The following is a 24,851-nucleotide window of genomic DNA, read 5'->3' on the forward strand; positions in this document are numbered from 1 at the left end:
CGCTCAAAGCTCTTGTAGAGGCAGACCAAGGCGCGGGTAAGTCGGAATCGGAATCCTGCGAACATGTTTCAATCGCGTTATGATGACCGGCTGTGGGAGGGCTCAATCAGGCGCCCGATTGCGCGCGGCACCCATCACGCATTGCCATGCGGTGTGTCGTCCTCGTCCTTGACCCCGCTTCCGGCCCCCATATCGCGCTGGCGCGCGCCGCGATCGGGCAACTCGTCTAGCAGCAGGTCGCGCGCGTCATTGGCTTCATGGACCGCTGCGTTGCTTCCGCCCCGATCGGGGTGAACCATCGCCAAGAGTCGCTTATGCGCGGCCAGAATCTGCTCCCGCGATGCGCCCTCCTCGACACTCAGCAGCTTGCGCGCGTTGAACACCGCCTGAGAGCGTGTCGGCGCGGGCTTGAGCATCTGCCAGGGCCACTGGCCCAGAGCCATGCGAAACAGGATACAGATGACCGCCAGAAGGATCGCGAATTTGACCATGTCAGGCGAGCTCCAATGAGGCCTGCGCCTTTTCGAATTCGGGCAGCTTCAGGGCCTGTATCAAGGCGCGCAATTCCTGCCGCGCGACCAGATGACTGGTGCCCAACTCGCCCAAGTGACCCTTGTCCAGCAGGGTGAGCCCCGAGGGAAACAGCTCGCGGTAGATAACCCGCTCGGAAAGACCCTTGACCGCGCGAAAGCCGACGCGCTGCGACATCTCCTTGAGAGCCTTCTCCAAACGCGCCTGGTTACGCGCCTCGACATAACCTGTACGGTTACGGACCACAATCCAGTCCATCTCGGGGCGCCGCTCCTCAAGCGTCTTGCGGCTCCGCCTCATCCGCGACTCCCAGATAAGCTCGGCAAAGAAAGACAGCTTCGTCACCTCGAACGTATCGCCATCGACCTGCCCGATAAGATCGAAATCAACAAAGCTGTCGTTGAGAGGGGTCACCAGCGTGTCGGCGTTTTCGACCGCCGCGCGCGCGAACGGATCGTCGCGCCCGGGATTGTCGATGATGAGGAAATCGCTGTCCGCCTCCAGCCGCTCGATGGACTTCAGCAGCGCATCCGGGCTGTCCCCGGAAAACACCTCGGCGGCGGGCGTCGGCAGGGTCACGCTGCGCTTCTTCATCGTCTCGACCCGGTTTTCGAGATAGCGGAAGGTCGTGCGCTGACGTGGATCGAGATCGAGCATCGTCACCCGCGCGCCCAGGTAAGCGAGCGCCACGCCAACGTGCACCGCTGTGGTGGATTTACCCGTTCCGCCTTTCTCGTTCGCGAAGACGATCCGGTGTGCGGCGCGCGTGGCAATGGTCTGGGTCATGGCTCATGAATCCTTCGTTCGAGCGCGCCTGTGTGTCCACCATCTGCGTATCGACCATCAAGCAGAGGTCAGCTTGTGGGGTGGCGGTTGAATTGTCTAGGGCGGGAGGCGGACACAGGTAAAGAGGGCAGAGCGTTGCAAACCACAAGCGAGCTTGAGGCGCTGCGCCGCAGCGTGGCGAAACTGCGCGAGGGCGGTATGTCGATCGGCCTTGTTCCGACCATGGGCGCGCTGCACGAAGGGCACCTGACGCTGGTGCGACGCGCGCGCGAGGCCTGCGATTATGTCGTCGCCTCGATCTTTGTAAACCCTGCGCAGTTCGGTCCGAACGAGGATCTCGACGCATATCCGCGTCAGCTGGAAGAGGACGCTGCGCTGCTGGAAGGCGAAGGGTGCGCGCTGCTCTGGGCGCCAGAAGTTGCGACCATGTACCCGCCCGGCTTTGCGACGAACATCTCGGTCAGCGGGGTGAGCGAGGGGTTTTGCGGCGCAGACCGCCCGGGGCACTTTGACGGCGTGGCGACGGTCGTGTGCAAGCTGTTCAACCAGGTCCAGCCCGATATGGCGTTCTTTGGCGAGAAGGATTTTCAACAGCTCGCTGTCATCCGCACGATGGCGCGCGATCTGGATCTCACCGCGCCGCGGGCGCATCAGATCATCGGCGTGCCGACCGTGCGCGAGGCGGACGGCCTCGCCATGTCGAGCCGCAACCGTTACCTCTCAAGCGAAGCGCGCGCCGCCGCAGCCTGTCTTCCGCGCGCGATGAAAGCGGCGATCACTGCGATCGAAGCGGGCACGGATCCCGCCATGGCCCTGACCGAGCTTCGAGAAACGCTCGCCAGCGCCGGGTTCGAACGGGTGGATTACGCACAGCTCGCCGATGCGGTTAACCTGGTCCCAATTTCTCACCTCACCGGCTCGCCATCCCGTCTGCTCGTCGCCGCGCGTATCGAAGGCACGCGTCTTATCGACAACATGCCCGTGGGATGATCGGCGTTCATTTCGGATTGACGCTGCGCCCCCTATGATGGCAAAGGCGCGGCCTCAAAGAGCGGGCGGGTATAGCATAGTGGTAATGCACCAGCCTTCCAAGCTGTGTAGAGGGGTTCGATTCCCCTTACCCGCTCCAATCCCCGCTTTATCGCGAAGCCTCTTGAAGCTGTCCGTGGCCCATTCCGGGCCAGCGGCGATATTGCGGTTGATGGGGCAATAGCAAAACTACATTTGCTTTGCGCCCCGTAACCTCTAGCAGCCCGGCCATGCGCAGTTTGACCCATCTAGAACGGCTCGAAGCCGAAAGCATCCATATTTTCCGCGAGGTCGTCGCCGAGACCGAGAGCCCGGTCATGCTCTATTCGGTGGGCAAGGACAGCTCGGTGATGCTGCATCTCGCGCGCAAGGCCTTCTACCCCGCGCCGCCGCCCTTCCCGATGCTGCACGTGGCGAGCGGGTGGGATTTTCAGGCCCTGCTCGACCACCGCGACAAGACGGTGAAGGAGTACGGGCTGGAGCTGATCATCGCGCAGAACGACGACGCCGAGGAGCAGGGCATCAACCCGTTCGACACCGGCAGCGCGCTCTATTCGCAGGCCCAGCTGACCGATCCCTTGAAGCGCGCGCTGACCGAGCACGGCTTTGACGCGGCCTTTGGCGGCGGCCGACGCGATGAGGAAAAGGCGCGTGCCAAGGAACGTGTTTTCAGCTTCCGCACCGCCGCGCATCGCTGGGAACCGAAGAACCAGCGACCCGAGCTCTGGAACCTCTACAACGCCAAGAAGAACAAGGGCGAGAGCATCCGCGTCTTCCCGATCTCGAACTGGACCGAGCTCGATATCTGGCAATATATCGCGCTTGAGAACATCGATATCGTGCCGCTGTATCTGTCATCAAGGCGCCCCACGGTCACGCGCGACGGGCTGATCCTGGTGGTGGACGATGACCGGTTCCGTCTCGAGGACGGCGACGAGATCGTGGAACGCTCGGTACGATTTCGCACGCTCGGCTGCTACCCGCTTACCGGCGCGACCGAGAGCGAGGCCACCGACATGAACGACATCATCCAGGAGATGCTGCTCGCCACCGGTTCCGAGCGACAGGGTCGCGCCATCGACAAGGGGCAGTCCGCGTCGATGGAAGACAAGAAGCAGGAGGGCTACTTCTGATGAACCTTCAGGATCCCAAGCCCTCCTCTTTCCAGACCGACGCGCTGATCGCCGAAGACATCGACGCCTATCTCGAACAGCACCAGCACAAGGGCCTGCTGCGCTTCATCACCTGCGGCAGCGTCGATGATGGCAAGTCGACCCTGATCGGGCGGCTGCTTTACGATTCGAAGATGATCTTCGAGGACCAGCTGGCCGCGCTCGAAAGCGACAGCGCCAAGCACGGAACCCAAGGCGAAGAGATCGACTTCGCGCTGCTGGTCGACGGTTTGGCCGCCGAGCGCGAACAGGGCATCACGATCGACGTCGCCTATCGGTTCTTCACCACCGAGAAGCGCAAATTCATCGTCGCCGACACGCCGGGCCACGAGCAATACACTCGCAACATGGTGACCGGCGCCTCCACCGCCGATCTTGCGATCATTCTGGTCGACGCGCGCAAGGGTGTGTTGCCGCAGACCCGCCGCCACTCCTACATCACGCATCTGCTCGGCATCCAGCACACCGTGCTGGCGGTGAACAAGATGGACCTTGTCGATTACGACCAGTCCACTTTCGAGCATATCGTCGCCGATTACCGCGCCTTCGCAAGGGATGTGGGCATCGAGGACTTCACCGCGATCCCGATTTCCGGCTTCAAAGGCGACAACATCACGGCGGCACCGAGCGAGAACACGCCGTGGTATGCGGGGCCTGCTCTGATCGAGCACCTTGAAACAGTGGAGCTGGCCAACACCGCCGCGCAGGAACGCAGCTTTCGCATGCCCGTGCAGTGGGTGAACCGACCCAACCTCGATTTTCGCGGCTTTGCAGGGCTGATTACTGATGGCTCGATCAAACCGGGCGACAAGGTGCGCATCGTACCCGCAGGAAAGACCAGCGCGGTGAAGAGCATTTCAACATTCGACGGCGATCTTGATGAAGCCGTCGCGGGCCAGTCGGTCACCCTTACCCTTGAGGACGAGGTTGATTGCAGCCGGGGCGACGTGATCGCTGCGGCCGATGATCCACCCGAGGCCTCGGACCAGTTTCAGGCCACCTTCGTATGGATGGACGAGACCGCGCTGAAACCGGGCCGCGGCTACTGGCTCAAGCTCGGCAGCCAGATGGTCACGGCCTGCGTGCAAACGCCGAAATACGAGATCGACGTGAACAGTCTCGATCATCTCGCGGCCAAGACGCTCGAGTTGAACGCAATCGGCGTCGCCGAGTTTTCGACCGACAAGCCGATCACGTTCGAACCCTATTCGACCAGTCGACAGCTCGGCGGGTTCATCCTGATCGACAAGTTCACCAACGCGACCGTGGGCGCCGGGATGATCGATTTCAGCCTGCGCCGCGCAAAGAACGTGCATTGGCAGGCGACCACAATCACCCGCGAAGACCACGCAAGCCTCAAGAACCAGACGCCGCGCGTTCTTTGGTTTACGGGGCTTTCTGGCTCGGGCAAGTCGACCATCGCCAATGAGGTCGAGAAGAAACTGGCGCTGATGAATCGCCACACGTTCCTGCTCGACGGCGACAATGTGCGCCAGGGCCTCAACAAGGATCTGGGTTTCACCGAGACCGACCGGATCGAGAACATCCGCCGTATCGGGGAGGTCGCCAAGCTCATGACCGACGCCGGGCTTATCGTACTTACCGCTTTCATCAGCCCATTCCGCGCCGAGCGGCGGATGGTGCGCGAGGTGATGAGCGAGGGCGAGTTCATCGAAGTCTTCGTCGACACCCCGCTCGACGTCGCCGAAGCGCGCGATGTGAAGGGCCTCTACAAGAAGGCGCGCGCGGGCGAGATCAAGAACTTCACCGGGATCGATAGCCCGTATGAGCCGCCCGAAAACGCCGAGATCACCGTCAACACGGTGTCGATGACCCCAGCAGAGGCGGCGGATTACATCATCAGCCAGATAATGCCGCTGAAATGAGCGTGAATCGGATGACCGACGCCGAGCTTGCCGCGCATCTGGCCCAGATCGCCGGACGTCTCCTGGTGAGCGTGCGCGAAAGCGGCGTGTTCGAAGGCAAGGCGCTGGGCAAAGCGGGCGATGCAACAGCGAACGAATTCCTCTGTCACGCCATCCGCGCCGCACGACCCGAAGACGGACTGCTGTCGGAGGAGGAAAAGGACAACACCGCGCGCTGCGCGCTCAGCCGGGTGTGGATCGTCGATCCGGTCGATGGAACGCGTGAATACGGCGAGCAGCGCAGCGACTGGGCGGTGCATGTCGGTCTCGCGGTGGACGGCGTTGCGACGACGGGCGCGGTGGCTCTTCCAGGCCTCGATGGCGGCACCGTCCTGCGCACCGATCAAACCGCACCGCTACCCGATGCGAACCCGAAGCCGCGCTTCCTCGTCAGTCGCACCCGCCCGGCCAGGGAAGCGGTCGCGGTGTGCGAAGCCTTGGGCGGGGAGCTTGTCGGCATGGGCAGCGCGGGCGCGAAGGCGATGGCAGTCGTGCGCGGCGAAGCGGAGATCTACCTCCACTCGGGCGGGCAGTACGAGTGGGACAGCTGCGCGCCAGTTGCGGTTGCGCAGGCCCATGGTCTGCACTGTTCGCGCATCGACGGCTCGCCGATCCGCTACAACAATAAGGACACCTACCTTCCCGACCTGCTGATCTGCCGGCCCGAACTGGCCGAGGAGACGCTCGAGCTAGTCGCGAGCCTCGACTGAGGCCTCCGGGTCTGCGGCGTTTTCGGCGTCTTCGGCAGCGCTGACCGTCAGGATCGGCACCGGAATTTCGATCTCGACGCGCCGATTGGCGGCCCTTCCAGCTTCGTTGGGCGAGCCATCGGGCAGCGCGTTGGGCGCAATAGGATTTTGCTCACCGAAGGCGATAACGGTGATGCGGTCCACCTCGATCCCGTTGTCGATAAGCCATCCCGCGACTGCAAGGCCACGTTCTTCGGTCGCGTCGAGATTGGCGGCGTCGGTGCCGGCCGAATCGCTGTGCGCGCCGAGCGTTATCGGCCCATCCAGGGCGATCTGCGGCGATTGCAGAGCCTCTTCGAGAATGGCGACCGCATCGGCGTCGAGCGCGCTCCCGCCATCGGGAAATCCGATTATAGCTGTGTACGCCTCAAGCGCCGGCTCGGTCGCCTCTGGCTCCGGCGGCTCAATCTCCGGGCGCAGGATCGACACGCTCTCGGAAGCGTCGGGTGCAGGAGTGCGCGGGCTTTCGGGGGCGCATGCGGTCAGGCTGAGACAGAGCAGCGCAGCGAGCGACACTGGAGTTAGCTTAAGGCGTTGGGGCATTGTGTGGATCAGCATGGGGCCTCGTTAGCGAAGTCTCGTTGAATGCGCATCTTCACGCGGTTTGCGGTTTTGGTGACGGTAACGGCGTGCCCTCGGCGTTCTGCCGTTTAATCTGCGGCGGCGAAAAGGACAGGATCGTGTCGCCTGCCTTGGGCTCGGGCCGGGCAGCGTGGGTAAAAAAGCGCAACACACCCGATTTGCGCACCAGAAGGAGCATATTCGCGCTGTCGGGAAGTTTTTCCTGCGCCTGCTCGAAGTCGAATTCGTCCGACAGCTTGGTCTTGCGGAACACCCAGCCTTGCGCCTGACGCTCGGCCACCTCATCCACACCGAAACCGCTTTCGAACAAAGCGCGCCCGCGCAGAGCCTCGGGCAGGGCGTTCTTGTCATCACCCTGCTCGTTCTCGCCCAATTGATACACCGAATCGCGCCCTATCTCATGCGCGAACTCGTTGCACACCAGCGTGTTGTAAGCCTCGTTCTGGGTCGCCGCGATGAGGTGCTGATAGGGTGAGAGATCGAGATTGTGCTCGGTCGCCTCGTTCAGGATTTCGCCGTGATAGAACGGCAGCCCCTCGCGCCGGGCGGCGCCAAGGCTCTGCCAGCTTGGATCGACGATCATGATCGGAGCCTTAAGCGCCTGCATCTCCTTGGCCAGCGCGATCGACCAAGGCGTTGATCCGACGATCAGAATGCCGGGCCGCGTCGTCCCTTTGACCTTGAGCCACTTGGCCACCAGATCAATCGTGAAGCCGTGCGCGATAACGGTCGCGACCACGACCGCGAAGCTCAGCGCGGTGAGCACCTGCCCATCGTTATAGCCGAGCTCCGACAGGCGCAGCGCGAACAGACCGGACACGGCCACCAACACAATGCCGCGCGGCGCGATCCAGGCGATGAAGAGCCGCTCGTTCCAAGGGACCGGCGATCCCAGCAGACTGATGAGGACGGTGAGCGGGCGCACCAGAAACAGCAGAGCGAGAACGAACAGCCAGAAGCGACGGCCAACCACTTCCATCGGGTTCAGATAAGCGAGATCGTTCACCGTCAAACTCGACGCCAGCAATATGAAGATGCCCGATACCGCGAGAATCGCCACGTTCTCCTTGAACGGGTGGATCGATCTCAGGCTGGTGAAACCGCTATTCGCAAGCGTAACACCCATCACCGTCACCGCGACAAGGCCAAGTTCGTGCTCGATCAGGTTTGCGAGTACGAACACGCCGATTACGACGGTGAACAGCACGGGCACCTTGAGGTATTCCGGGATCGCGCCGCGCGGAAAGAGATAGGCGATCAACCGCGCCGCGGCGAAACCGATCAGGCCAGCAATGATCGCCGCGATAATGAGCGGCGGAACAACATCGACTAAGCTCGCCTCGGGGGCTTCGCGCAGAAAGCGGAAGTACTCATACGCGATCACCGCGCACAATGCGCCGATGGGATCGTTGACGATACCCTCCCATTTCAGGATCGCGTTGGGCCGGGTCTGAACCGTCGCCTGGCGCAGCAGTGGGACGACGACCGTTGGCCCTGTGACGATCAGAATGCCGCCAAACAGGATGGCCACCGGCCATGCGAGCCCGGCAATCTGGCTCGCAGCCACAGCGCCCAGCGCCCAACCGACCAGCACTCCCACAGTCGCTAGACGGTAAACCGCGTTTCCCGAGTGGCGCAGCTCGCGAAGATCGAGGCTCAGCCCGCCTTCGAACAGGATCAGGGCGACGCCTATGTTGATCGCGGGTTCCAGCAGATCGCCAAACGCCGCTTCCGGATCAATCAATCGGTAGCCCAGTTCACCCGCAACCGGTCCAGCAAGGAAGCCCGCAGCGAGCATCAGGACGATGGCGGGCCAGCCGGTGCGCCAGGCGACCCACTGCGCCCCGACACCAAGGACGCCGATCGCGGCGAGCATGAGCGATTGCGCTTCCATGACGCGCGCGTTCTAGCGCGTGGCTCCACTTATTGGCCAGCCGGAACTCGGAGAAGAAACAAGCGCGCCGACCACCAGCCTACTCACCGTCGAAATGCATCAGCGCGTGAACCGCGACGTCGGCGGCGCGCAACGTGTCCGCGCCGCCAAGATCAGGGAGGTCGATCACGAACACAGCGTGGCCGACCTCTGCGCCGGCCTTACGAAGCAATTGGGCCGTGGCGCGCGCGGTGCCGCCCGTGGCGATCAGATCATCGACGATGACGATGGTCTCCCCCGGGTTTACCGCGCCGGGATCGATCTCAAGGCGATCCTGGCCGTATTCCAGATCGTAGTCGATACCGATGATCTCGACCGGCAGCTTGCCGGGTTTGCGCACCGGCAAGAACCCAATGCCCAATTCCACCGCCACCGCCGCGCCGAAGATGAAGCCGCGCGCCTCCATGCCGGCGATCTTCTGAGCCCCCGCCTCGCTGGCGAACCGCGCGAGATGCCGGACACTCGCCGCAAAGCCCTGAGGGTGGCTTAGAAGTGTGGTGATGTCGCGAAACTGGATCCCGCGATGCGGGAAGTCGGGAACAGTGCGTACCAGCGCCTTGAGATCGTCAACGCTCAGATCGGCGCTCATAATCGCTCCTGCAATAAGTTTGGCTGCGCGAAAGGGCGTTCACACTCGGCCAGACGGACAAAAGCGCCCCACCATCCACCCAAGGACGATGGGGCGCTCTTATGTATCTTCACGGGAAGGAAGAGGGCTTCAAGCCTTCTTCTTTTTCTTCTCCGCCCAGATCTGCTTGTACGACAGGAAGGCAAGGCCCGTTGCGAACAGCAGAAAGCCGATCACGAACCATCCGGTCTGCTTGCGCGCCACCAGGGACGGCTCCGCGGTCCAGGTGAGGAACGCCGAGACGTCCTGCGCCATCTGCTCGACCGTTGCTTCGGTCCCATCGGCGTAGGTGATGAGATCGGGGTAAAGCTGCGGCGGCATCGCGATGTTGGCGTTGTAGAAGTGCTCGTTAAAGTAGAGACCAACCGGAGTTTCCCACTCCACGCCGCCGGCCAGTTCCTTGGCCTTGGCGAGGTCCTCCTCGGTCGGCTCAACATAGCCTTGCATCAGCGAGTAGACGTAATTGGCGCCGTCCGGACGCGCCTTGGTGATGAGCGAAAGATCGGGGGGAAGCGCATTGTTATTGGCCGCGCGCGCCGCGATTTCGTTGGGGTAGGGGGAGGGGAAGTAGTCGGTCGGCTCTGCCGGGCGCATTGTCGATTCGCCGGTGACCGGATCGAGGCCGGGAACGGACCAGCTGGCCGCTTCGGCGCGAACTTCGGCCTCGGTATAGCCAAGCTGTTCGAGGTTGCGGAAGGCGACGTATTTCATGCCGTGACAGGCCGAGCACACTTCCTTGTAGACCTGATAGCCGCGCTGAAGCTGCTGGTAATCCCACTTGCCGCCAAGGCCATCGAACGAGAAGCCACCAGCCGGTTTAAGCTTCTCTTCGTGGAAGGCGTAATAGGGCGACTTTGTCGGTGCGGAGTACTTCACCGTGTCTGGGATGAAGGACCAGGCCAGCAGAACGCCGACGAGGACGAGGCCGAAAATGATGCCACCGAGGCGAATAGTCATGGGTTTGCTCTTTCTCGCTTTCGAGATGTGAGAGGCGCAGCCGGGGCGACCTAAGCCACCCCGGCGCGCGTAGGTTTATTCCGCCGGCTGAAGCGACCCGCCGGGCAAGTCGTCGCCGGGCTTGTCTGTCGCCGGAGTGGTCGCCTTGGGCGCTTCTTCCGTCTTTCCAAGCACCGCCTCGGTGATCGAGAACGGCAGCGGCTTGGGCACTTCGATCTGACTGATGATCGGCAGGATCACCAGGAAGTGCAGGAAGTAGTACGCCGTCGCGATCTGGCTGATAAGAACGTAGGGCTGCTCGGCGGGAGCGCCGCCGCAAATGGTCAGCACGATCATCGTCAGCACCAGCACCCAGAAGAACTTCTGGAACAGCGGACGATAGCTCCCCGAACGAACCGGGCTCTTGTCGAGCCAGGGCAGGAAGAACCAGACAAGGATCGAACCGAACATCGCGATTACCCCGAGGAACTTCGCCTCGATCAGGACAATGCCGGTGAACGGGATCGTCAGGTCGCCGGTGAAGGCGCGCAGGATCGCGTAGAACGGCAGGAAGTACCATTCCGGAACGATGTTGGCCGGAGTCGAAAGCGGGTTGGCTTCGATGTAGTTGTCCGGATGCCCCAGAACATTGGGCGCAAAGAATACGAAGGCCGAGAAAATGATCAGCACGAGGCCCAAGAACCAGCCGTCCTTCGCAGTGTAATAGGGGTGGAAAGGAACCGTGTCGCTTTCCTTCTTCACTTCGACGCCCGTCGGGTTCGACGAACCGGGAATGTGAAGCGCCCAGATGTGCAGGATAACCACGCCCGCAATCACGAAGGGGAGCAGGAAGTGGAGCGAGAAAAACCGGTTCAGCGTGGCCGCGTTGGGCGCGTAACCACCCACGAGCCATACTTGCAGCGGCTCACCAATGACCGGGATCGCGCCGAAGAGGCCGGTGATAACCTTCGCGCCCCAAAAGCTCATCTGACCCCAGGGAAGCACGTAGCCCATGAACGCCGTAGCCATCATCAACAGAAAGATAACGACCCCGAGAAGCCAGATCATCTCGCGCGGGGCCTTGTAGGACGAATAGAACAGGCCGCGGAAGATATGCGCGTAGATCACGATGAAGAAGAAGCTTGCGCCGTTGGCGTGCGCGTAGCGCAGCATCCAACCGTAATTGACGTTGCGCATGATATGCTCGACCGAGCCGAAGGCCACAGATGTGTCCGCCGCGTAATGCATCGCCAGGACAACGCCGGTTACGATCTGGACCATGAGGAAAAACCCGGCGAGCACTCCGAAATTCCACATGTAGTTCAAGTTGCGCGGCACCGGATAGCCAGCGCCAACCGCGTTATACACCATCCGCGGAAGCGGCAGTTTCTCGTCGATCCACTTGGTGAAATCCGACTTTGGCTCGTATTGCTTTGCCCAGGCGAAACTCATGGTTGTCTCTCAGCTTTGCTCGTTACAATTCATGCGGTTGACGGCGAAGATACGCGCCATCAGCCGACTTGGATGATGTCACCGTCGATCGTGAACTCAGGGACGACAAGGTTCTTGGGCGCCGGGCCTTTGCGAATGCGGCCCGCCACGTCGTAGTGCGACCCGTGGCACGGACAGAAATACCCATCGAAGTCGCCCTTGCTTTCGCCCTGGCCAGCGCCAAGAGGGACGCATCCGAGGTGGGTGCACACGCCCAGGGTGATCAGGATGGACTCGTTTGCCGGGTTCGTGCGCTCGGCGAGCGTCTGCGGATCCGGCATGCTCGCGCCATCATCCGCCTTCGCAGCGGCGATCTCTTCGGCCGTCATGCGCTTCACGAACAAAGGCTGGCCGCGGAAGACGGCCTTGAGCGTTTGCCCCTCACCGAGATCCGCAATATCGACGCGGGTGGTGCTGGCCGCGAGCACGTCAGCCGACGGGCCCATCTGGCTGGCGAGCGGAATAATTGCGGCGCCGCCACCCACAGCGGCGGTGCTGATCGCGGCGATGTGAATCCAGTCGCGGCGGCGAACACCCTCTTCAGGTGCCGCATCGGTGGTGGTCATGTCAGCTCCGGTGGAAGCCATATGCGTTTACCCTGCTCTTCTTGCGGCCCGGCCATGTCAGGCGAAGAACCTGTCATGGCCGCTATTCCCTGCTTTGAGGGTGTGGCCGTCCTATGAAAAATCCCTAGCTGGTCTCTTCAAAGCGCTCGCCGGTACTCTTTTCTCAACAAGCGCTTCGTCCGCCTTGTAGCTTTGGGCGTTATTCGCCTCAGATCCCAACATCGGCGCGTCAATTACCAGAAAAAACCTCGAATCCAACCGTGTTTTGAGCATCGCAAATTCGCTTTGATGCAAGCTCGAAAAAAGCGGTCAGATCAAAGGACAATAAGCGAAATCTGCCGCCCGTAACTTGGCTCGCCAGCGGACGATGCTCTGCGATACGAATGGTAACGCTCGGGGTGTGGAAAAGTATCCCGGCCAAGATCATGAATTTTCTGAACCTCGCACAACGCGATCCGAGCGGCGACATAGCCGGGCAGATCAAAGCGCCAGCGCGGCTTGCCGTCGCGCTCGGGAGCCTGAGCGAAGTGCTGGTCATCATCGGCGCCGAAATGATCGCGAAAAGGCGCATCCACCTCATAACTCGGCTGGGCGATTGTCGGACCGATGGCCGCGGCGATTCGGCGGCGCTCAGCGCCCAGCTCTTCCATGGCGCGCACCGTGTTTTCAAGGACACCGCCCTGCGCGCCGCGCCAACCGGCGTGCGCGGCGCCGATCACGCCCGCCTCGCGGTCCGCGAAGAGCACTGGCGCGCAATCGGCGGTGACAATTCCGAGCGCGAGGCCCGGCGTCGCGGTCACCACGGCGTCGGCCACCGGGCGTCCTTCGGGCGCGTCCTCCCACGATCCGCTCACCGAAATGACATCGGGCGAATGGACCTGGTGCGGAGCGATGACCCGCGCTTTAGCCGACAGCGCGTGCGCGGCGGTCGCTCTGAGGGCGGCGACATCGCGCGCCGCGCCCGGTCCTCCGAACCCGAATTGATGGGCACCGCCAGCAGACCCAAAGAAACCGTGCGCGATCCCTTCCAGCGCCGGCGAACGCTCAATGGCAAGGTCCGCCGTCAAGGCTTAGCCCTCAAGGCTGCGCGTCACTTGCTCGAAGGTGTCGCGCGAAAGACCGTCGATCGCCGCCAGGCGTTCCAGCTGCGCTTTCATCTGCGCCGCACGACCGGGCTCGATCCGGCGCCAGCGACCCAGTGGCGAGACAAAGCGTGCGGCCGTCTGCGGGTTGATCGGGTCAAGCGCAATGATGACATCGGCGATCAGGCGATAGCCCGATCCGTCTGCGGCGTGAAAGGCCTGCGGGTTGCCCGCAAAAGCCATGTAGAGCGAACGCACGCGGTTCGGGTTATGCAGGGTGAAATCGGGATGCTCTGCGAGCGTCTTCACCTGCTCCAGCACATCGGGATGGAACGACAGCGCCTGAAGCGTGAACCACTTGTCGACCACTAGAGCGTTGTCCCTGTAGCGCTCGTAAAACACCTTGAGCCGCTCGTCGCGCTCCGGCGTCTTGAGGCTGCACAGCACCATCAGCGCGCCTTGTCGATCGGTCATGTTGTTCGCCGCGTCGAACTGGCGCGCGGCTATCGACGCAGCAAGTTCAGGCTCCCCTGCGGCAAGAAGCGCGAGGATCTGCGTCGCCACCTTGCGCGCGCCGACGCCTGCCGGGTCATCGAAGGGCACGGCGTCGCACCGCGCATAGACGCTTTCCAGTTCACGTTTCAGGGTCGACGCCATCGCCGCCTTAAGCTGCTCGCGCTCGCGATGGATCGCGCCGGGGTCCGCCTTGCGGTCCCGCGTCGCCATGGCTTCGAACAGATAGGTTTCGCTGGGCAAGCTCATCAGCTCGCCGCGCATGTTGTCGTCGAGCGCCTCGTCGATGAGGATCGCGCGCATGGCGTCGCCGATCGCAGACTTGCCCGCGGCCCGCTCCGCTTGATCAAGCTCCCCGCTCGCCGCCGCGACCAGGTGTTTGACGCTCAATTCCTGCATCGCTTCATAACGGGCAAAGGGATCATCATCGCTTGCCGCCAGAAAGCCGAGGTCTTCCCCGGTAAGGTTGCGTTCAATGACCACAGGAGCGGTAAAGCCGCGATTGATCGAAACCACCGGGTCTTCGCCCGCAACAGGCAGCTTGAACGCGCCTTCAGCCTCGTCGAGCACGATCAGCTGCTCCTCACCCAGCGCTCCTGTGGCGCGAGAGTGCACCGCCACGCGCAGCGGGATAGCCATGGGCGCTTTTTCGGGCTGTCCGGGGGTTGCGGGCACACTCTGGCGCAAGTTCAGCACCAGCGTGTCGCCGTCTACCACCTGCTCCACCGAGACGCGCGGCGTGCCCGCCTGACTGTACCACAGGCGAAACTGTTCAAGGTCGAGCCCTGCGCCCTCCTCGATAGCTTTGATGAAGTCCTCGCAGGTCGCCGCTTCGCCATCGTGGCGCTCAAAATAAAGGTCGGTCCCCTGACGAAAGCGATCAACCCCAGCCATCGAGCGCATCATGCGAATGACCTCGGCGCCCTTGTTGTAAACTGTGGCGGTGTAGAAGTTGCTGATTTCGCGGAAGCTGTCCGGGCGGATCGGGTGCGCCAGCGGCCCGGCGTCCTCCGGGAACTGCGCCGCGCGCAGGATGCGCACATCCTCGATCCGCTTGACCGCCTGGCCTCGCATATCCTGACTGAACAGCTGGTCGCGCAGCACCGTAAAGCCTTCTTTCAAGCTCAGCTGGAACCAGTCACGGCAAGTGACGCGGTTGCCCGACCAGTTGTGAAAGTATTCATGCGCGATCACGCCTTCGACCGCATCGAAGTCGGCGTCGGTCGCAGTGTCCGGATCGGCGAGCACATATTTGGTGTTGAAGACATTGAGGCCCTTGTTCTCCATCGCGCCCATGTTGAAGTCGGAGACGGCGACGATGTTGTAGAGATCGAGGTCGTATTCGCGTCCGAAGGTTTCTTCGTCCCATTTCATCGAACGACGGAGCGATTTGAGCGCGTGATCGGTGCGCTCAAGGTCTTCGGGGCGAACCCAGATGTTGCACTCCACCTCACGGCCCGAGCGCGTGGTGAACGGCGCGCTGTTGGCAACCAGATCGCCGGCAACCAGCGCAAACAGATAGGAAGGCTTTGGCCATGGGTCGTGCCACTCGGCGAAATGGCGCCCGGCTTCCAGATCTCCGCTCGCGGTCATGTTGCCGTTGCACAGCAGGATCGGGAACTGGTCCTTCGGGCCCTCCATGCGCACCGAATAGGTCGAAAGCACATCGGGTCGGTCGGGGAAGAACGTGATGCGGCGAAAGCCTTCGGCCTCGCATTGCGTGCACAGCATGCCGTTCGAGGCGTAAAGGCCCATCAGCTTGGTATTCTCTCTGGGCGCAATTTCGGTCGCGATTTCGAGCTCGTGCGCCTCGGCGGAAAGCGGCACGATCAGATCGTTTGCGTCCATCGACCAGTTGGTCACCGGTTCGCCATCGACTTTCACCGAAAGCAGCTCAAGCTCGTCGCCTTCCAGACGGATGGTGTCGGACATATCGGCCTTCGCGTTGCGGACGACCGTGAGCTTGGAGACGACGCGGGTCGCCTCCAGCCCAAGATCGAAGCGCAGCCGGATTTCGGGCACAAGCCAGGGAAATGGCCGATAATCCTCCCTGCGAATGACGGGGGGATCCGCCGGTGTCTTGGCGGCATCCGCCAGTTCGGGGTTGCCTTCGGGGTCCTGGGGGGTCGTCGCGATATCCATACCCTACGATTTAGGTTGATTTGTCGCGGCGTCCAAGGATTAGGTCAGGGCCATGGCGCATTTGTTCGTCTTTGGCCTTGGATACACCGCCAAGCGCATCGCCTCCGCGATGGAAGAGCGCGGGTGGCAGACGGCTGCGACGGGAAGCGCTGGCGATGTCGATTTCGCCGATGAGGAGGCTGTGCACGAGGCGCTCGGCAAGACCAGTCACATACTCTCCAGCGTCCCGCCCGACCGCGCTTCGGGCAATGACCCGGTGATGGACGCCTATGGCGAGTCGCTGGCGGAACGAGCGCTGTTCTATCTTTCCTCGACCGGCGTTTACGGCGACGCGGGCGGCGCATGGGTCGATGAGACTACCCCGACGGTGGCCGAAACCGGGACGGGCCGCCGCAACGCGCGGGCGGAGGCCGACGCGGCGTGGCTGGCGATGGGCGCGCGCGTGTTTCGCCTTCCGGGCATTTACGGGCCAGGCCGCAGCGCGCTCGACCGGGTGAGGGACGGACGCGCGCGGCGGATCGATCTGCCGGGACAGGTCTTCTCACGCGTTCATGTGGACGACATAGTCAGCGGCGTGGTCGCAGCGCTGGTGCAGGACGCGGCGGCAGGAGCCTATAATCTGGGCGATGACCTCCCCGCGAGCGGCAACGCGGTTACCGAACACGCCTGCCAGCTGCTTGGCGTGGAGCCGCCCCCGCTCGAATCCCTCGAAGAGGCGCAGCTTTCTCAGATGGCGCGCGGATTCTACGCGGAGAATCGACGTGTCGCCAATGGCAAGGCAAAGCGGGTACTGGGGTGGCGGCCAGCCTATCCGACCTATTTCGAGGGGCTTTCAGCTCTGCTTTGAACGCAAGGCCAGAACCATTCCGAGCACGGCCAGTCCCATCCCGCTCGCGGTCAGCCACGTCCAGCGATAGTCTTCGAACAGGGTCGACAAGGACATCGCCACAGAGATTGTCAGGATCGAATTGTACGCGGTGCGCCCGGCGCCGATTTCGCGCACCAGATTATAGTGCAACGGGAACGTCACCACCGATCCGATCAGGGCCAGATAGACAATGCCCGCCCAGTATTCCCAGGCCGTGGGGAAGGGCGGCGGTCCCGCTGTCAGCGCTGCAAAGCCCAGATCGAAAACTGTGCCATACACCATCGCCCAGGCCAGCAGGCTGACCATCGGTACCGCGCGGCCCGTCGGGTTGGCCTGCACAACATTGGCGATCGACGCGGCAAGAATGCCGAGCATGGCCAGGACGATCCCGAGACCCACATTGCCGCCTATCACACCCGCCTCAGGGTTCGCGCGCCATTCGTGAAACAGAAGAAACGAGACACCGACGATCGCAATGGCGCTACCGAGTACAAAGCCACCATGCGCTCGCTCGCCGAGGAAGATCCTCGCCAGAAGCGCGTTGGGGACCATAAGCAGACCGAACATCATCGCAACGATGCCCGAGGTCACGTAAAGCTCGGCATGGTAGACGAACAGAAAGTTGCCGCTGAATTGCAGCAGCCCTACGAGGATTGCCAATCGGTGCTCTCGTGCGGTCAGCTTCAGCCGGCGCTTCATGATCGCGGCCACCAGGAACAGCGCCGGGGTCGCCAGCGCAAAACGGTAGAACACCGACCACGCGGCAGGCACATCGCCGATCTGGCCGGTGATCACCAGCCAGGTAGAGCCCCAGATCGTGCCCGTCAGCAGAAAGGGGAGGATGACGCGGGCGCGCAGCATCCCGCCGGTCGCCTCGCTCATAGCGCGGCGATGGCCTTGCCGAGCGCCGTGGCGTCGTCTTGCCGGGTGTCCCAGGCCGCCACAAAGCGAGCCGCGTCTTCGCCCCAGTCGTAGAATTCAAAGCCCTGCGCTCGCAGAGCCTCGCGCTCGGTCGCGGTCAGCCTCACAAACAGCTCGTTTGCCTCCACCGGATGCATCAGCCGCTCGCCGCATCCGTGCGCAATCTCCTGCGCCGCTGCGTTGGCGTGGGCCGCGTTGGCCAGCCACACATCGCCGTCCAGCATGCCAAGGATTTGCGCCGCGAGGTATCGTCCCTTGCATTGAAGGTGCCCGGCGCGCTTGCGGCGGTAACGCACCTGATCGGCGACTTCGGGATCGAACAGGATTACGGCCTCGGCGTTCATGCCGCCGTTCTTGATGAAGCCGAACGCGAGACTGTCCACTGTCCCGCAAGCGGCCCGCGCCGCTTCCCTAGCGCTTCCGCCCAGCAACGCCGCCGAGTTGGCGAAGCGCGCGCCATCCATGTGGAGCCCCAGACTGCGCTCCCTGGCGAACTGCGCAAGCGTTTCCAGTTCAGCGGGCGAGTAGGTGCGCCCGTATTCGCTTGCTTGCGTGATCGCTAGCGCGTGCGGCTGAACCTGATGCACGTCGTCGCGGATTGGATCGATGACCGCCGCGACATCCCTCGGCGTCAGCTTTGCGCCTTCGCCCTGCGCGTGGATCAGCTTGGCGCCGTGAAGGTAGAAGCCGGGCGCGCCGCCCTCATCGACCTCGATATGCGCTTCCTCATGGCAAACCACGGCGCCGTGCGGCGCGCACATCGTGGCGAGCGCGAGGCAGTTGGCCGCCGTTCCGGTGGCGACCCAAAGCGCGGCGCATTCGCGCCCGAACAGGTCGGTGAAGCGTGCGTCGAGCTCGGCCGAAAGCGCGTCGCCATCATAGGGGTTGTCGGCCTGGTCCGCCGCGCGCATGGCGTGCCAAACGGCCGGATGAACGGCGGCGGCGTTGTCGGAGAGAAACTTGGTCATCGTGCGAACGCCTCTAACCGCGCCGCGAGCGATGGCAAGAGAGCACAGGTCAGGGAGCAAGCCAGGGTATGGCGCATGATAGTCGGGTAACGATAACGCATGAGGCGCGCGGTCGGGGTGGGCGCTATACCGCCCATGTCGAGGGCGAAGCGCAAACAGGCTATCTCGATTGGGAGCCGACCGATGAACGCGATGTGCGCGTCGCGACCCACACCATCGTCCCGCGGGCGATCGGCGGGCGCGGGGTTGCCGCCCAGCTGGTCAACCGGTTGATCGCGGACGCGCGCGACGAGGGTTTTCGCATTGTCCCGCAGTGCAGGTATGTCGCGCGAAAATTTGACGAAAATCCGGACTGGGCGCCGCTGAAGGCCTAGGCAGCTTGCACGAGACGCTGGCTTTCGAGCTGCGAGAAATCGGTCTCGGCGATCGTATCGAGTATTCTCGCGCGGACCTCTTGCGCGCGCTCAGCGGGTATGCCGGGAATCGCGAATTCGCCGCCAGCCATGCCCAGATGCAAAGTCGCGTAGCCGAAAACGCGCGCGAACGGGCCTTGCGCAATTTCGACAGAGTGCAGTTTGACGCGGGTGGCGACCTGCATGGCGGGCGCCAGAAAACCGGCGACCGCAACGATCTGATTGGCGTCGAGCGCGTGCCGCTTGAAGCGCCAGGACAAGAAGCCGACCACCGCGTTCGCCGCGCCGAGCGCCAGTGGAATTGCCACCGCCAGCCCCATCCATTCCGGTGCATAAACGGCGGTCGCGATCCCGGCAATGAGCGCCCCCAGCAAAAAGAAGGACACATCCCACAAGATGGACACATTGCGGTACGCGATAGTGGCACGATGCCATTCGGCGTTGTCGTTCGGACGCTGGAACCCCGCCGCAGCGACAATCGGATCGAGTTCGGTAAGCTTGGCGAACGGCGCGACGACGTGGCTTGATGAGCCAGCGTCCTGCGCCAGGCTGACGAAGCGCAGGGAATGCCAGCCAAAACGATAGCGGATGAACCTTGTGGCGATCGTCAGACCCTGAACGCGGTGCACCGGCATCACCACATCGGTGCGCGTGAACAGCCCGCGGCGACGACGAAACCCGCGCGGCGTGCGCTCAAGCCGAAATCCCCATTCGCGGCTAAAGGTGCGAAACATCCCGGTGGCCGAGCCGATAAGGACAACCAGAAACAGGCCTGCAAACGCTCCCAGAGCTTGACCGTAAGCGCTCAGATCGAAAATCCAGCCGCCCTGCTCTTCAGCCAGATCTCGCCAGAAATCGACATCCCAGACCTCGATATCGAAGAAACTGTCGAGATACTGCAAGAGACCTGCGGCCACTGCAAAGACTGCAAGGCTGAATTCGAAAACACCGTAAGTGAAGAGGCGGCTGGGGCCCATGCTGAACAAGTTCTCACTCGCTTCGACCTCAGCGGATCGCTCCGGTTCGCTTGCCTCGGCATCCGCCCGCGCGTTGCTTTCCGCATCGTCGCGCCGTTCACGCACGAGTTCGCGCAGGCGTTCTCCCTCGGTCTCGGAAAGGTATGTCAGCGAAAGATCGTCCGCTCCGCCCGCTCCCGTCTCGAACTTGACCGCAACAAGACCCAGCAGGCGCGGAAGCAGCTTCTGCTCCAGGCTCACATCCTGAATGCGTTCATAGGGAACCGAACGCGCCGAACGGCTCAGCACGCCGCTTTCAACGCGAATGTCCTGCACGCCGATTGTGTAGGTGAGCCGTTTCCAGCGGATATAGCTGAACACGGTGCCCAAACCTGCGATCACCACGCCCACAAGCAGCCCGATCAGAATGCCCGGGCCGGCGATACCCGTTCCGAATGCGGCGGCGGCGGCGGGAACAAGCGCGCTCTGCAAACTCGACAAGGTGCCGACAATGACGCTGAGCGGCGCGGTGCGCTGGGGCTCGCCCGCCCTGCTCGCAAACGATTGTGGCTGGGGTTTCGGCGTCTCATTGGCCCCGCGCGCGGTCAACGGAACCGACACTCTGGGCGAGGCGGCGTCCGCTCGGCTCACAGGGAATCTCGCTTGATCCGCTGGCGGATATCCTCGCGCATCTCGGTCGCGATCTCGTGCCTGAGGCCCGGCAAGGGAACCGACGCGTTATGGTTGCCCGCAGTGTGCAATGTGAGGGTCGCGATACCCAAAGCGCGCTCGATCGGGCCCTGGTCCACATCGATATGCTGAATACGCCCAAACGGCACGATCGTGTCGGAGCGCCACAGTATGCCGCGCACCACGCGCAGGCGATCCTCGCCCATGGCGTATCCGCGCGCTTGCCAGCGTCGACCGGGCAACCGAATGATGAACGCCAGCGCGAGAAACACAACGATCCCGATGAGAACGCCAAAGGGAAGCGGCCAGCCGCCCTCGCCCGCGCTCGCCAAAGCCGCTTCCGCAACAAAAGCGCCGACAACGAAAGGGATCGCTGTGAGAGTAACGCTGATCCGCAGTGCGGTCTTGTAAGCGGGATCGAGCTTGGTCAGCCCCGCATCGCCTTGAGCCACCGTAGAAATGGAGGCCGAAACCGCAGGAGCGGGCGAAACAGGGTCGCTGGAAACGGAGATCGAAGCGCTGTCCATGTGGCTTAGATGAGCAACACAGCGCGCCTATGCAAGCGCTTCATGCAAGCCCCCCCCCCATACAGGCGTTCAGCCGCGCTGGTTGAACCGGCGGCCCACCATGGCCGAGGCGATGTTGGTCTTCTGCACGTCGATCGCGCCCCCCGCGATGCCCCACGCATAGGCGTCGCGCAGACGCTGCTCCATGCCGTAATCCTTGTGATAGCCGTAACCACCCATCACCTGCAAGCCGAGTGCGGTTACCTCGCGCACGATCTCATTGGCGTAGCATTTGGCAAGGCTCGATTCGTAAACGGTCGGCAGGCCATCGTCTTGCGCGTCGGCGTTGACGGCGGCGCGATGGATAAGGAGCCGGGCGGCGTCGACTTTCATCGCCATCTCGGCAAGCTTCAACTGCACCGCCTGGAAATCGACGATGGGTTTGCCGAACGCCTCGCGCTCCTGCGTGTATTCGAGCGCGTGTTCGAGCGCCGCCGCCGCGACCGCCAGCGCCTGCGTGGCGTTGCCGCAGCGCTCCAGCCCGAAGGCGCTCATCAGCTTGCCGAAGCCGCCTGCACCAATGATCACATTTTCGCCCGGCACCTTCACATCTTCGATGGCGAAATCGGCAGTGGGAATTCCGCGAAAGCCCATCAGCTCCTCGCGTTTGCCGAACTGCATGCCCTCCATTTCGCGTTCGAGCAGAATGGCGCCGATGCCCTTGGCTCCCGGCTCCTCGGAGAAACGGCAATAGGTGACATAATAGTCCGAATGCCCGCCGCCGCTGGTCCAGCGCTTGTAGCCGTTGACGACATAGCCGTTTCCGTCCTGAACCGCTTTGGTTGTAAGATCGGTCAGCGCGGTGCCCGCATCGGGTTCCGACATGGAAACCGCGACGATCTTTTCGCCCCTGATCACCTCGGGAAGAACGCGCGCCTTCATCTCTTCGCCGCCGAATTTCTCGATCGTGCGCACGGGGCCTGTAAGAGCCTCGAAGACCGGGAAAGCCACCGCGTTGGAGACCTGCGCAAATTCCTCAAGAACAAGCAGAGCTTCGAGATGGCCCAGTCCCAGCCCACCGTACTCCTCGGGCAGGTTGACCCCCAAGAAGCCCATCTCGCCATAGGTCCGCAGCATTTCGTGCGGGACCGGATAGTCTTTCTCCTCCATGTCGCGGGCAAGCGTTTGAAGTTCATTGCGGGCGAATTTGCGCGCGGTTTCCTGAAGCTCGCGCTGCTCGTCGGTCAGTTGAAAGTGCATGCCCGTCTAGATACAGCCTCGCAGCCCGCTGTCACCCGGCACCTGTGCCCTTTGCGATGGAGAAAAGCGCGTGGACGTATCGAAGCTCATGTTTCGCGAAGGCCTGATGGAGGGCGAACGCATCCTCGTCACAGGCGGCGGTACAGGCCTGGGGCGCGAGATGGTCGAAGCGTTCCTGAAGCTGGGCGCGACCGTTTACATTTGCGGGCGACGCCAGAACAAGCTGGACGAGACCGCGAGCGAACTGATGGCCGCGCATGGCGGCAAGGTCGTTCCGCACACGTGCAACATTCGCGATCCCGACGCGATCCGCGCCATGGTCGATTCGATCTGGGCCGATGGCGGCGCGCTTACCGGTGTCGTCAACAACGCGGCGGGGAATTTCGTCAGCCGGACCGAGGACCTCTCGATCAACGGCTTCAACGCTATCGCCGACACCGTAATGCGCGGCACGTTCTACGTAACGCTCGATATCGGCAAGCGGCTCATCGCGGAAGGCAAGCGCGCCAGCTTCCTTTCGATCCTCACCACCTGGGTGTGGTCGGGCAGCGCCTTTGTCGTCCCCTCGGCAATGTCGAAAACCGCGATCAACGCGATGACCCAAAGCCTCGCCACCGAATGGGGCCGCTATGGCCTGCGTTTCAACGCCATCGCGCCGGGGCTTTTCCCGACCAAGGGCATGAGTGCGCGGCTCAATCCCGGCGGCGCGCGGGACAATTCGAACACGGCCTTGAACCCGATGGGCCGGGCGGGCGAAATGCACGAGATTGCCAACCTTGCGGTCTTCCTGATGGCGAGCGGAGCGGAGTATGTGAACGGTCAGACCATCGCGATCGATGGCGCGGGCTATCAGGCGACGGGCGGGACCTTTTACGGCGCGCTCCAAGGCCTGGGCGATGAGGAATGGGAGCGCATGCGCGCCATGATCAAGGGTACAAACGAAACGGACAAGGCGGATCGCAGCGTATGAGTGTTTCGGTCGATCTTTCGGGGCGCACAGCGCTGATCACGGGCGCTTCATCCGGACTCGGCGCGCGCTTTGCCAGGCTGCTGGCGCAGAGCGGCGCGCGCGTGGCTTTGGGCGCGCGGCGGGTGGACCGGCTCGAAGCGCTGAGCGAAGAGATCGGGGCTGCGGCACGCGCGGTCGCGATGGATGTCGCCAAGGAGGCGGACGTCATCGCCGGATACGACGCGGCGCAAGCGGCGTTTGGCGCAACGATGGACACCGTCATCGCCAACGCCGGTATCGATGGCGCGGGGCTGATCGGCGACATGCCCGAGGCCGAGATCGAGCGCACGCTTTCGATCAACCTCATAGGCGCGATCCTGACCGCGCGTGAAGGGGCCAAACGCATGATGGCGAACGGTGTGCGCAAGGGCCGGATCGTTATGGTCGCCTCGATCACCGGATTTCAGGCCTCGCCGGGTCTCGTGGCCTATTCGGCCAGCAAGGCAGGCGTGATCCAGGCCACGCGCTCGATGGCGCGCGAATGGGCGCGCGCTGGGATTTGCGTCAACGCGATTTCACCGGGCTATATCCGCACCGACATCAACGCCGACTGGTTCGAGACCGAGCCGGGGAAAAAACAGATTGGCCGTTTCCCAAGGAAGCGCCTGATGGGCGAGGAGGGGCTGGATGGCCCAGTCCTTCTGCTGTGCTCGGACGCCGCCGAATTCATCACCGGCGCCAACTTCGTGCTCGACGACGGACAGACGCTTTAGGGGAACGCAGGCTCCCAAAGCTGGATCGGGTTGCCCTCCGGGTCCGAAAGCGTCGCAAAACGCCCGTTGGGGTAGGTTTTGGGATCGAGCGCGACCGCTATCCCGTCCGCCTCCAGCTGAGCAACGAAGGCGTCGATATCGGCGACCCTTAGGTTGAGCATCCAGCTCTTGCCATCCGGGATCATGCCTTGCGCGTCCTCGGGCATGGGCGAGAAGATCGTCGGCCCCGCCTCCTGAACCCAGGGTTTGTCGTCGTAACTCTGGGGCACAGGATTGATGCCCAGGTGCTTCTCGTACCAGGCCGAAAGCGCAGCGGGATCGCGTGCGCGAACGAACAAGCCGCCGATGCCGAGCGCCGCCTGACGCGCGACCTGCGCCTCAGGCGCAGCGGGTTGAGCCGACGCCTGCGCGGCCAAAGGCGGCGCCAAAAAGACCAGCAGTCCCAGAACGCATCGCATCGTCACCTCCCCAAACCGTCCTCA

The 24,851-nt window shown here is 62.9% G+C and carries 24 protein-coding genes and 1 tRNA gene; 9 read left to right on the forward strand and 16 right to left on the reverse strand.

Features of this window, described 5'->3' with window-relative positions:
• Window positions 1–134 precede the first annotated feature (134 nt).
• Window positions 135–491 (reverse strand): molecular chaperone DnaJ, encoded by a 357-nt coding sequence (locus tag QNI87_RS13600; protein WP_300597400.1) that lies wholly within the window; start codon window positions 489–491, stop codon window positions 135–137.
• A 1-nt stretch (window position 492) separates the two neighbouring features.
• A complete protein-coding gene (locus tag QNI87_RS13605; RefSeq protein WP_300597402.1) occupies window positions 493–1,317 on the reverse strand; it encodes a division plane positioning ATPase MipZ in 825 nt (274 codons plus the stop codon).
• Window positions 1,318–1,452: 135 nt separating this feature from the next.
• Between QNI87_RS13605 and panC the strand changes: the two genes are divergently transcribed.
• From panC to QNI87_RS13630, 5 genes are all read left to right on the forward strand, one after another.
• Entirely contained in the window at window positions 1,453–2,307 is an 855-nt protein-coding gene (gene panC / locus QNI87_RS13610; RefSeq protein ID WP_300597404.1) for a pantoate--beta-alanine ligase, read from the forward strand.
• 65 nt (window positions 2,308–2,372) lie between these two features.
• Window positions 2,373–2,446 (forward strand) — tRNA-Gly (locus QNI87_RS13615).
• Window positions 2,447–2,546: 100 nt separating this feature from the next.
• Window positions 2,547–3,479, forward strand: a complete 933-nt coding sequence (cysD, locus tag QNI87_RS13620) for a sulfate adenylyltransferase subunit CysD (RefSeq protein WP_300597406.1) — start codon at window positions 2,547–2,549, stop codon at window positions 3,477–3,479.
• Entirely contained in the window at window positions 3,479–5,404 is a 1,926-nt protein-coding gene (gene cysN, locus QNI87_RS13625; RefSeq protein ID WP_300597408.1) for a sulfate adenylyltransferase subunit CysN, read from the forward strand. Before cysD ends, cysN begins: the two co-directional genes overlap by 1 nt.
• Window positions 5,401–6,153, forward strand: coding sequence for a 3'(2'),5'-bisphosphate nucleotidase CysQ (locus QNI87_RS13630; protein ID WP_300597410.1), 753 nt, complete (start codon window positions 5,401–5,403; stop codon window positions 6,151–6,153). The genes cysN and QNI87_RS13630 overlap by 4 nt, the downstream gene beginning before the upstream one ends.
• Here the strand turns inward: QNI87_RS13630 and QNI87_RS13635 are convergent.
• From QNI87_RS13635 to pepN, 8 genes are all read right to left on the reverse strand, one after another.
• Complete coding sequence (locus QNI87_RS13635) at window positions 6,133–6,750, reverse strand: OmpA family protein (RefSeq protein ID WP_300597412.1); 618 nt, start codon at window positions 6,748–6,750, stop codon at window positions 6,133–6,135. The two genes, QNI87_RS13630 and QNI87_RS13635, sit on opposite strands and share 21 nt — an antisense overlap.
• A gap of 37 nt (window positions 6,751–6,787) precedes the next feature.
• Complete coding sequence (locus tag QNI87_RS13640; RefSeq protein ID WP_300597414.1) at window positions 6,788–8,668, reverse strand: sodium:proton antiporter; 1,881 nt, start codon at window positions 8,666–8,668, stop codon at window positions 6,788–6,790.
• Between the two features lie 79 nt (window positions 8,669–8,747).
• Window positions 8,748–9,284, reverse strand: a complete 537-nt coding sequence (locus QNI87_RS13645) for an adenine phosphoribosyltransferase (RefSeq protein WP_300597544.1) — start codon at window positions 9,282–9,284, stop codon at window positions 8,748–8,750.
• A 141-nt stretch (window positions 9,285–9,425) separates the two neighbouring features.
• Window positions 9,426–10,292: a cytochrome c1 gene (locus QNI87_RS13650; RefSeq protein ID WP_300597416.1), complete on the reverse strand. Its 867-nt coding sequence runs from the start codon at window positions 10,290–10,292 to the stop codon at window positions 9,426–9,428.
• A gap of 75 nt (window positions 10,293–10,367) precedes the next feature.
• Window positions 10,368–11,723 carry a cytochrome b/b6 gene (locus QNI87_RS13655; RefSeq protein WP_300597418.1) on the reverse strand — a complete coding sequence of 452 codons (1,356 nt, stop codon included), beginning with the start codon at window positions 11,721–11,723 and terminating at the stop codon, window positions 10,368–10,370.
• 59 nt (window positions 11,724–11,782) lie between these two features.
• Window positions 11,783–12,349, reverse strand: a complete 567-nt coding sequence (petA, locus tag QNI87_RS13660) for a ubiquinol-cytochrome c reductase iron-sulfur subunit (RefSeq protein WP_300597420.1) — start codon at window positions 12,347–12,349, stop codon at window positions 11,783–11,785.
• Window positions 12,350–12,642: 293 nt separating this feature from the next.
• Window positions 12,643–13,395 (reverse strand): peptidoglycan editing factor PgeF, encoded by a 753-nt coding sequence (pgeF, locus tag QNI87_RS13665; protein WP_300597422.1) that lies wholly within the window; start codon window positions 13,393–13,395, stop codon window positions 12,643–12,645.
• 3 nt (window positions 13,396–13,398) lie between these two features.
• Window positions 13,399–16,065, reverse strand: coding sequence for an aminopeptidase N (pepN, locus tag QNI87_RS13670; RefSeq protein ID WP_300597424.1), 2,667 nt, complete (start codon window positions 16,063–16,065; stop codon window positions 13,399–13,401).
• A gap of 52 nt (window positions 16,066–16,117) precedes the next feature.
• Between pepN and QNI87_RS13675 the strand changes: the two genes are divergently transcribed.
• Window positions 16,118–16,912: an SDR family NAD(P)-dependent oxidoreductase gene (locus QNI87_RS13675; RefSeq protein ID WP_300597426.1), complete on the forward strand. Its 795-nt coding sequence runs from the start codon at window positions 16,118–16,120 to the stop codon at window positions 16,910–16,912.
• Here the strand turns inward: QNI87_RS13675 and QNI87_RS13680 are convergent.
• Window positions 16,898–17,815: a DMT family transporter gene (locus tag QNI87_RS13680; protein ID WP_300597428.1), complete on the reverse strand. Its 918-nt coding sequence runs from the start codon at window positions 17,813–17,815 to the stop codon at window positions 16,898–16,900. The genes QNI87_RS13675 and QNI87_RS13680 overlap by 15 nt on opposite strands.
• On the reverse strand, window positions 17,812–18,822 hold the full coding sequence (locus QNI87_RS13685) for a beta-eliminating lyase-related protein (protein ID WP_300597430.1): 1,011 nt from the start codon (window positions 18,820–18,822) through the stop codon (window positions 17,812–17,814). The genes QNI87_RS13680 and QNI87_RS13685 overlap by 4 nt, the downstream gene beginning before the upstream one ends.
• A gap of 68 nt (window positions 18,823–18,890) precedes the next feature.
• Here QNI87_RS13685 and QNI87_RS13690 point away from each other — a divergent pair, with 68 nt between their 5' ends.
• Complete coding sequence (locus QNI87_RS13690) at window positions 18,891–19,196, forward strand: GNAT family N-acetyltransferase (protein WP_300597432.1); 306 nt, start codon at window positions 18,891–18,893, stop codon at window positions 19,194–19,196.
• Here the strand turns inward: QNI87_RS13690 and QNI87_RS13695 are convergent.
• The 3 genes from QNI87_RS13695 to QNI87_RS13705 all read right to left on the reverse strand — a co-directional run bounded on the left by QNI87_RS13695 (window position 19,193) and on the right by QNI87_RS13705 (window position 22,647).
• Window positions 19,193–20,842 (reverse strand): PH domain-containing protein, encoded by a 1,650-nt coding sequence (locus QNI87_RS13695; protein WP_300597434.1) that lies wholly within the window; start codon window positions 20,840–20,842, stop codon window positions 19,193–19,195. The two genes, QNI87_RS13690 and QNI87_RS13695, sit on opposite strands and share 4 nt — an antisense overlap.
• Window positions 20,839–21,408: a PH domain-containing protein gene (locus QNI87_RS13700; protein WP_300597436.1), complete on the reverse strand. Its 570-nt coding sequence runs from the start codon at window positions 21,406–21,408 to the stop codon at window positions 20,839–20,841. The genes QNI87_RS13695 and QNI87_RS13700 overlap by 4 nt, the downstream gene beginning before the upstream one ends.
• A 69-nt stretch (window positions 21,409–21,477) precedes the next feature.
• Window positions 21,478–22,647, reverse strand: coding sequence for an acyl-CoA dehydrogenase family protein (locus tag QNI87_RS13705; protein WP_300597438.1), 1,170 nt, complete (start codon window positions 22,645–22,647; stop codon window positions 21,478–21,480).
• 70 nt (window positions 22,648–22,717) lie between these two features.
• Between QNI87_RS13705 and QNI87_RS13710 the strand changes: the two genes are divergently transcribed.
• Together QNI87_RS13710 and QNI87_RS13715 are read left to right on the forward strand one after the other, a co-directional pair.
• On the forward strand, window positions 22,718–23,617 hold the full coding sequence (locus QNI87_RS13710; protein ID WP_300597440.1) for an SDR family oxidoreductase: 900 nt from the start codon (window positions 22,718–22,720) through the stop codon (window positions 23,615–23,617).
• The gene (locus tag QNI87_RS13715; protein ID WP_300597442.1) at window positions 23,614–24,369 is read left to right on the forward strand and encodes an SDR family NAD(P)-dependent oxidoreductase; all 756 of its coding nucleotides are present in this window, start codon (window positions 23,614–23,616) and stop codon (window positions 24,367–24,369) included. Before QNI87_RS13710 ends, QNI87_RS13715 begins: the two co-directional genes overlap by 4 nt.
• Here QNI87_RS13715 and QNI87_RS13720 read toward each other — a convergent pair.
• Window positions 24,366–24,827 carry a VOC family protein gene (locus QNI87_RS13720; protein WP_300597546.1) on the reverse strand — a complete coding sequence of 154 codons (462 nt, stop codon included), beginning with the start codon at window positions 24,825–24,827 and terminating at the stop codon, window positions 24,366–24,368. The genes QNI87_RS13715 and QNI87_RS13720 overlap by 4 nt on opposite strands.
• Between the last annotated feature and the right edge of the window lie 24 nt (window positions 24,828–24,851).

Source organism: Erythrobacter sp. (assembly GCF_030066995.1).
Lineage (GTDB): Bacteria > Pseudomonadota > Alphaproteobacteria > Sphingomonadales > Sphingomonadaceae > Erythrobacter.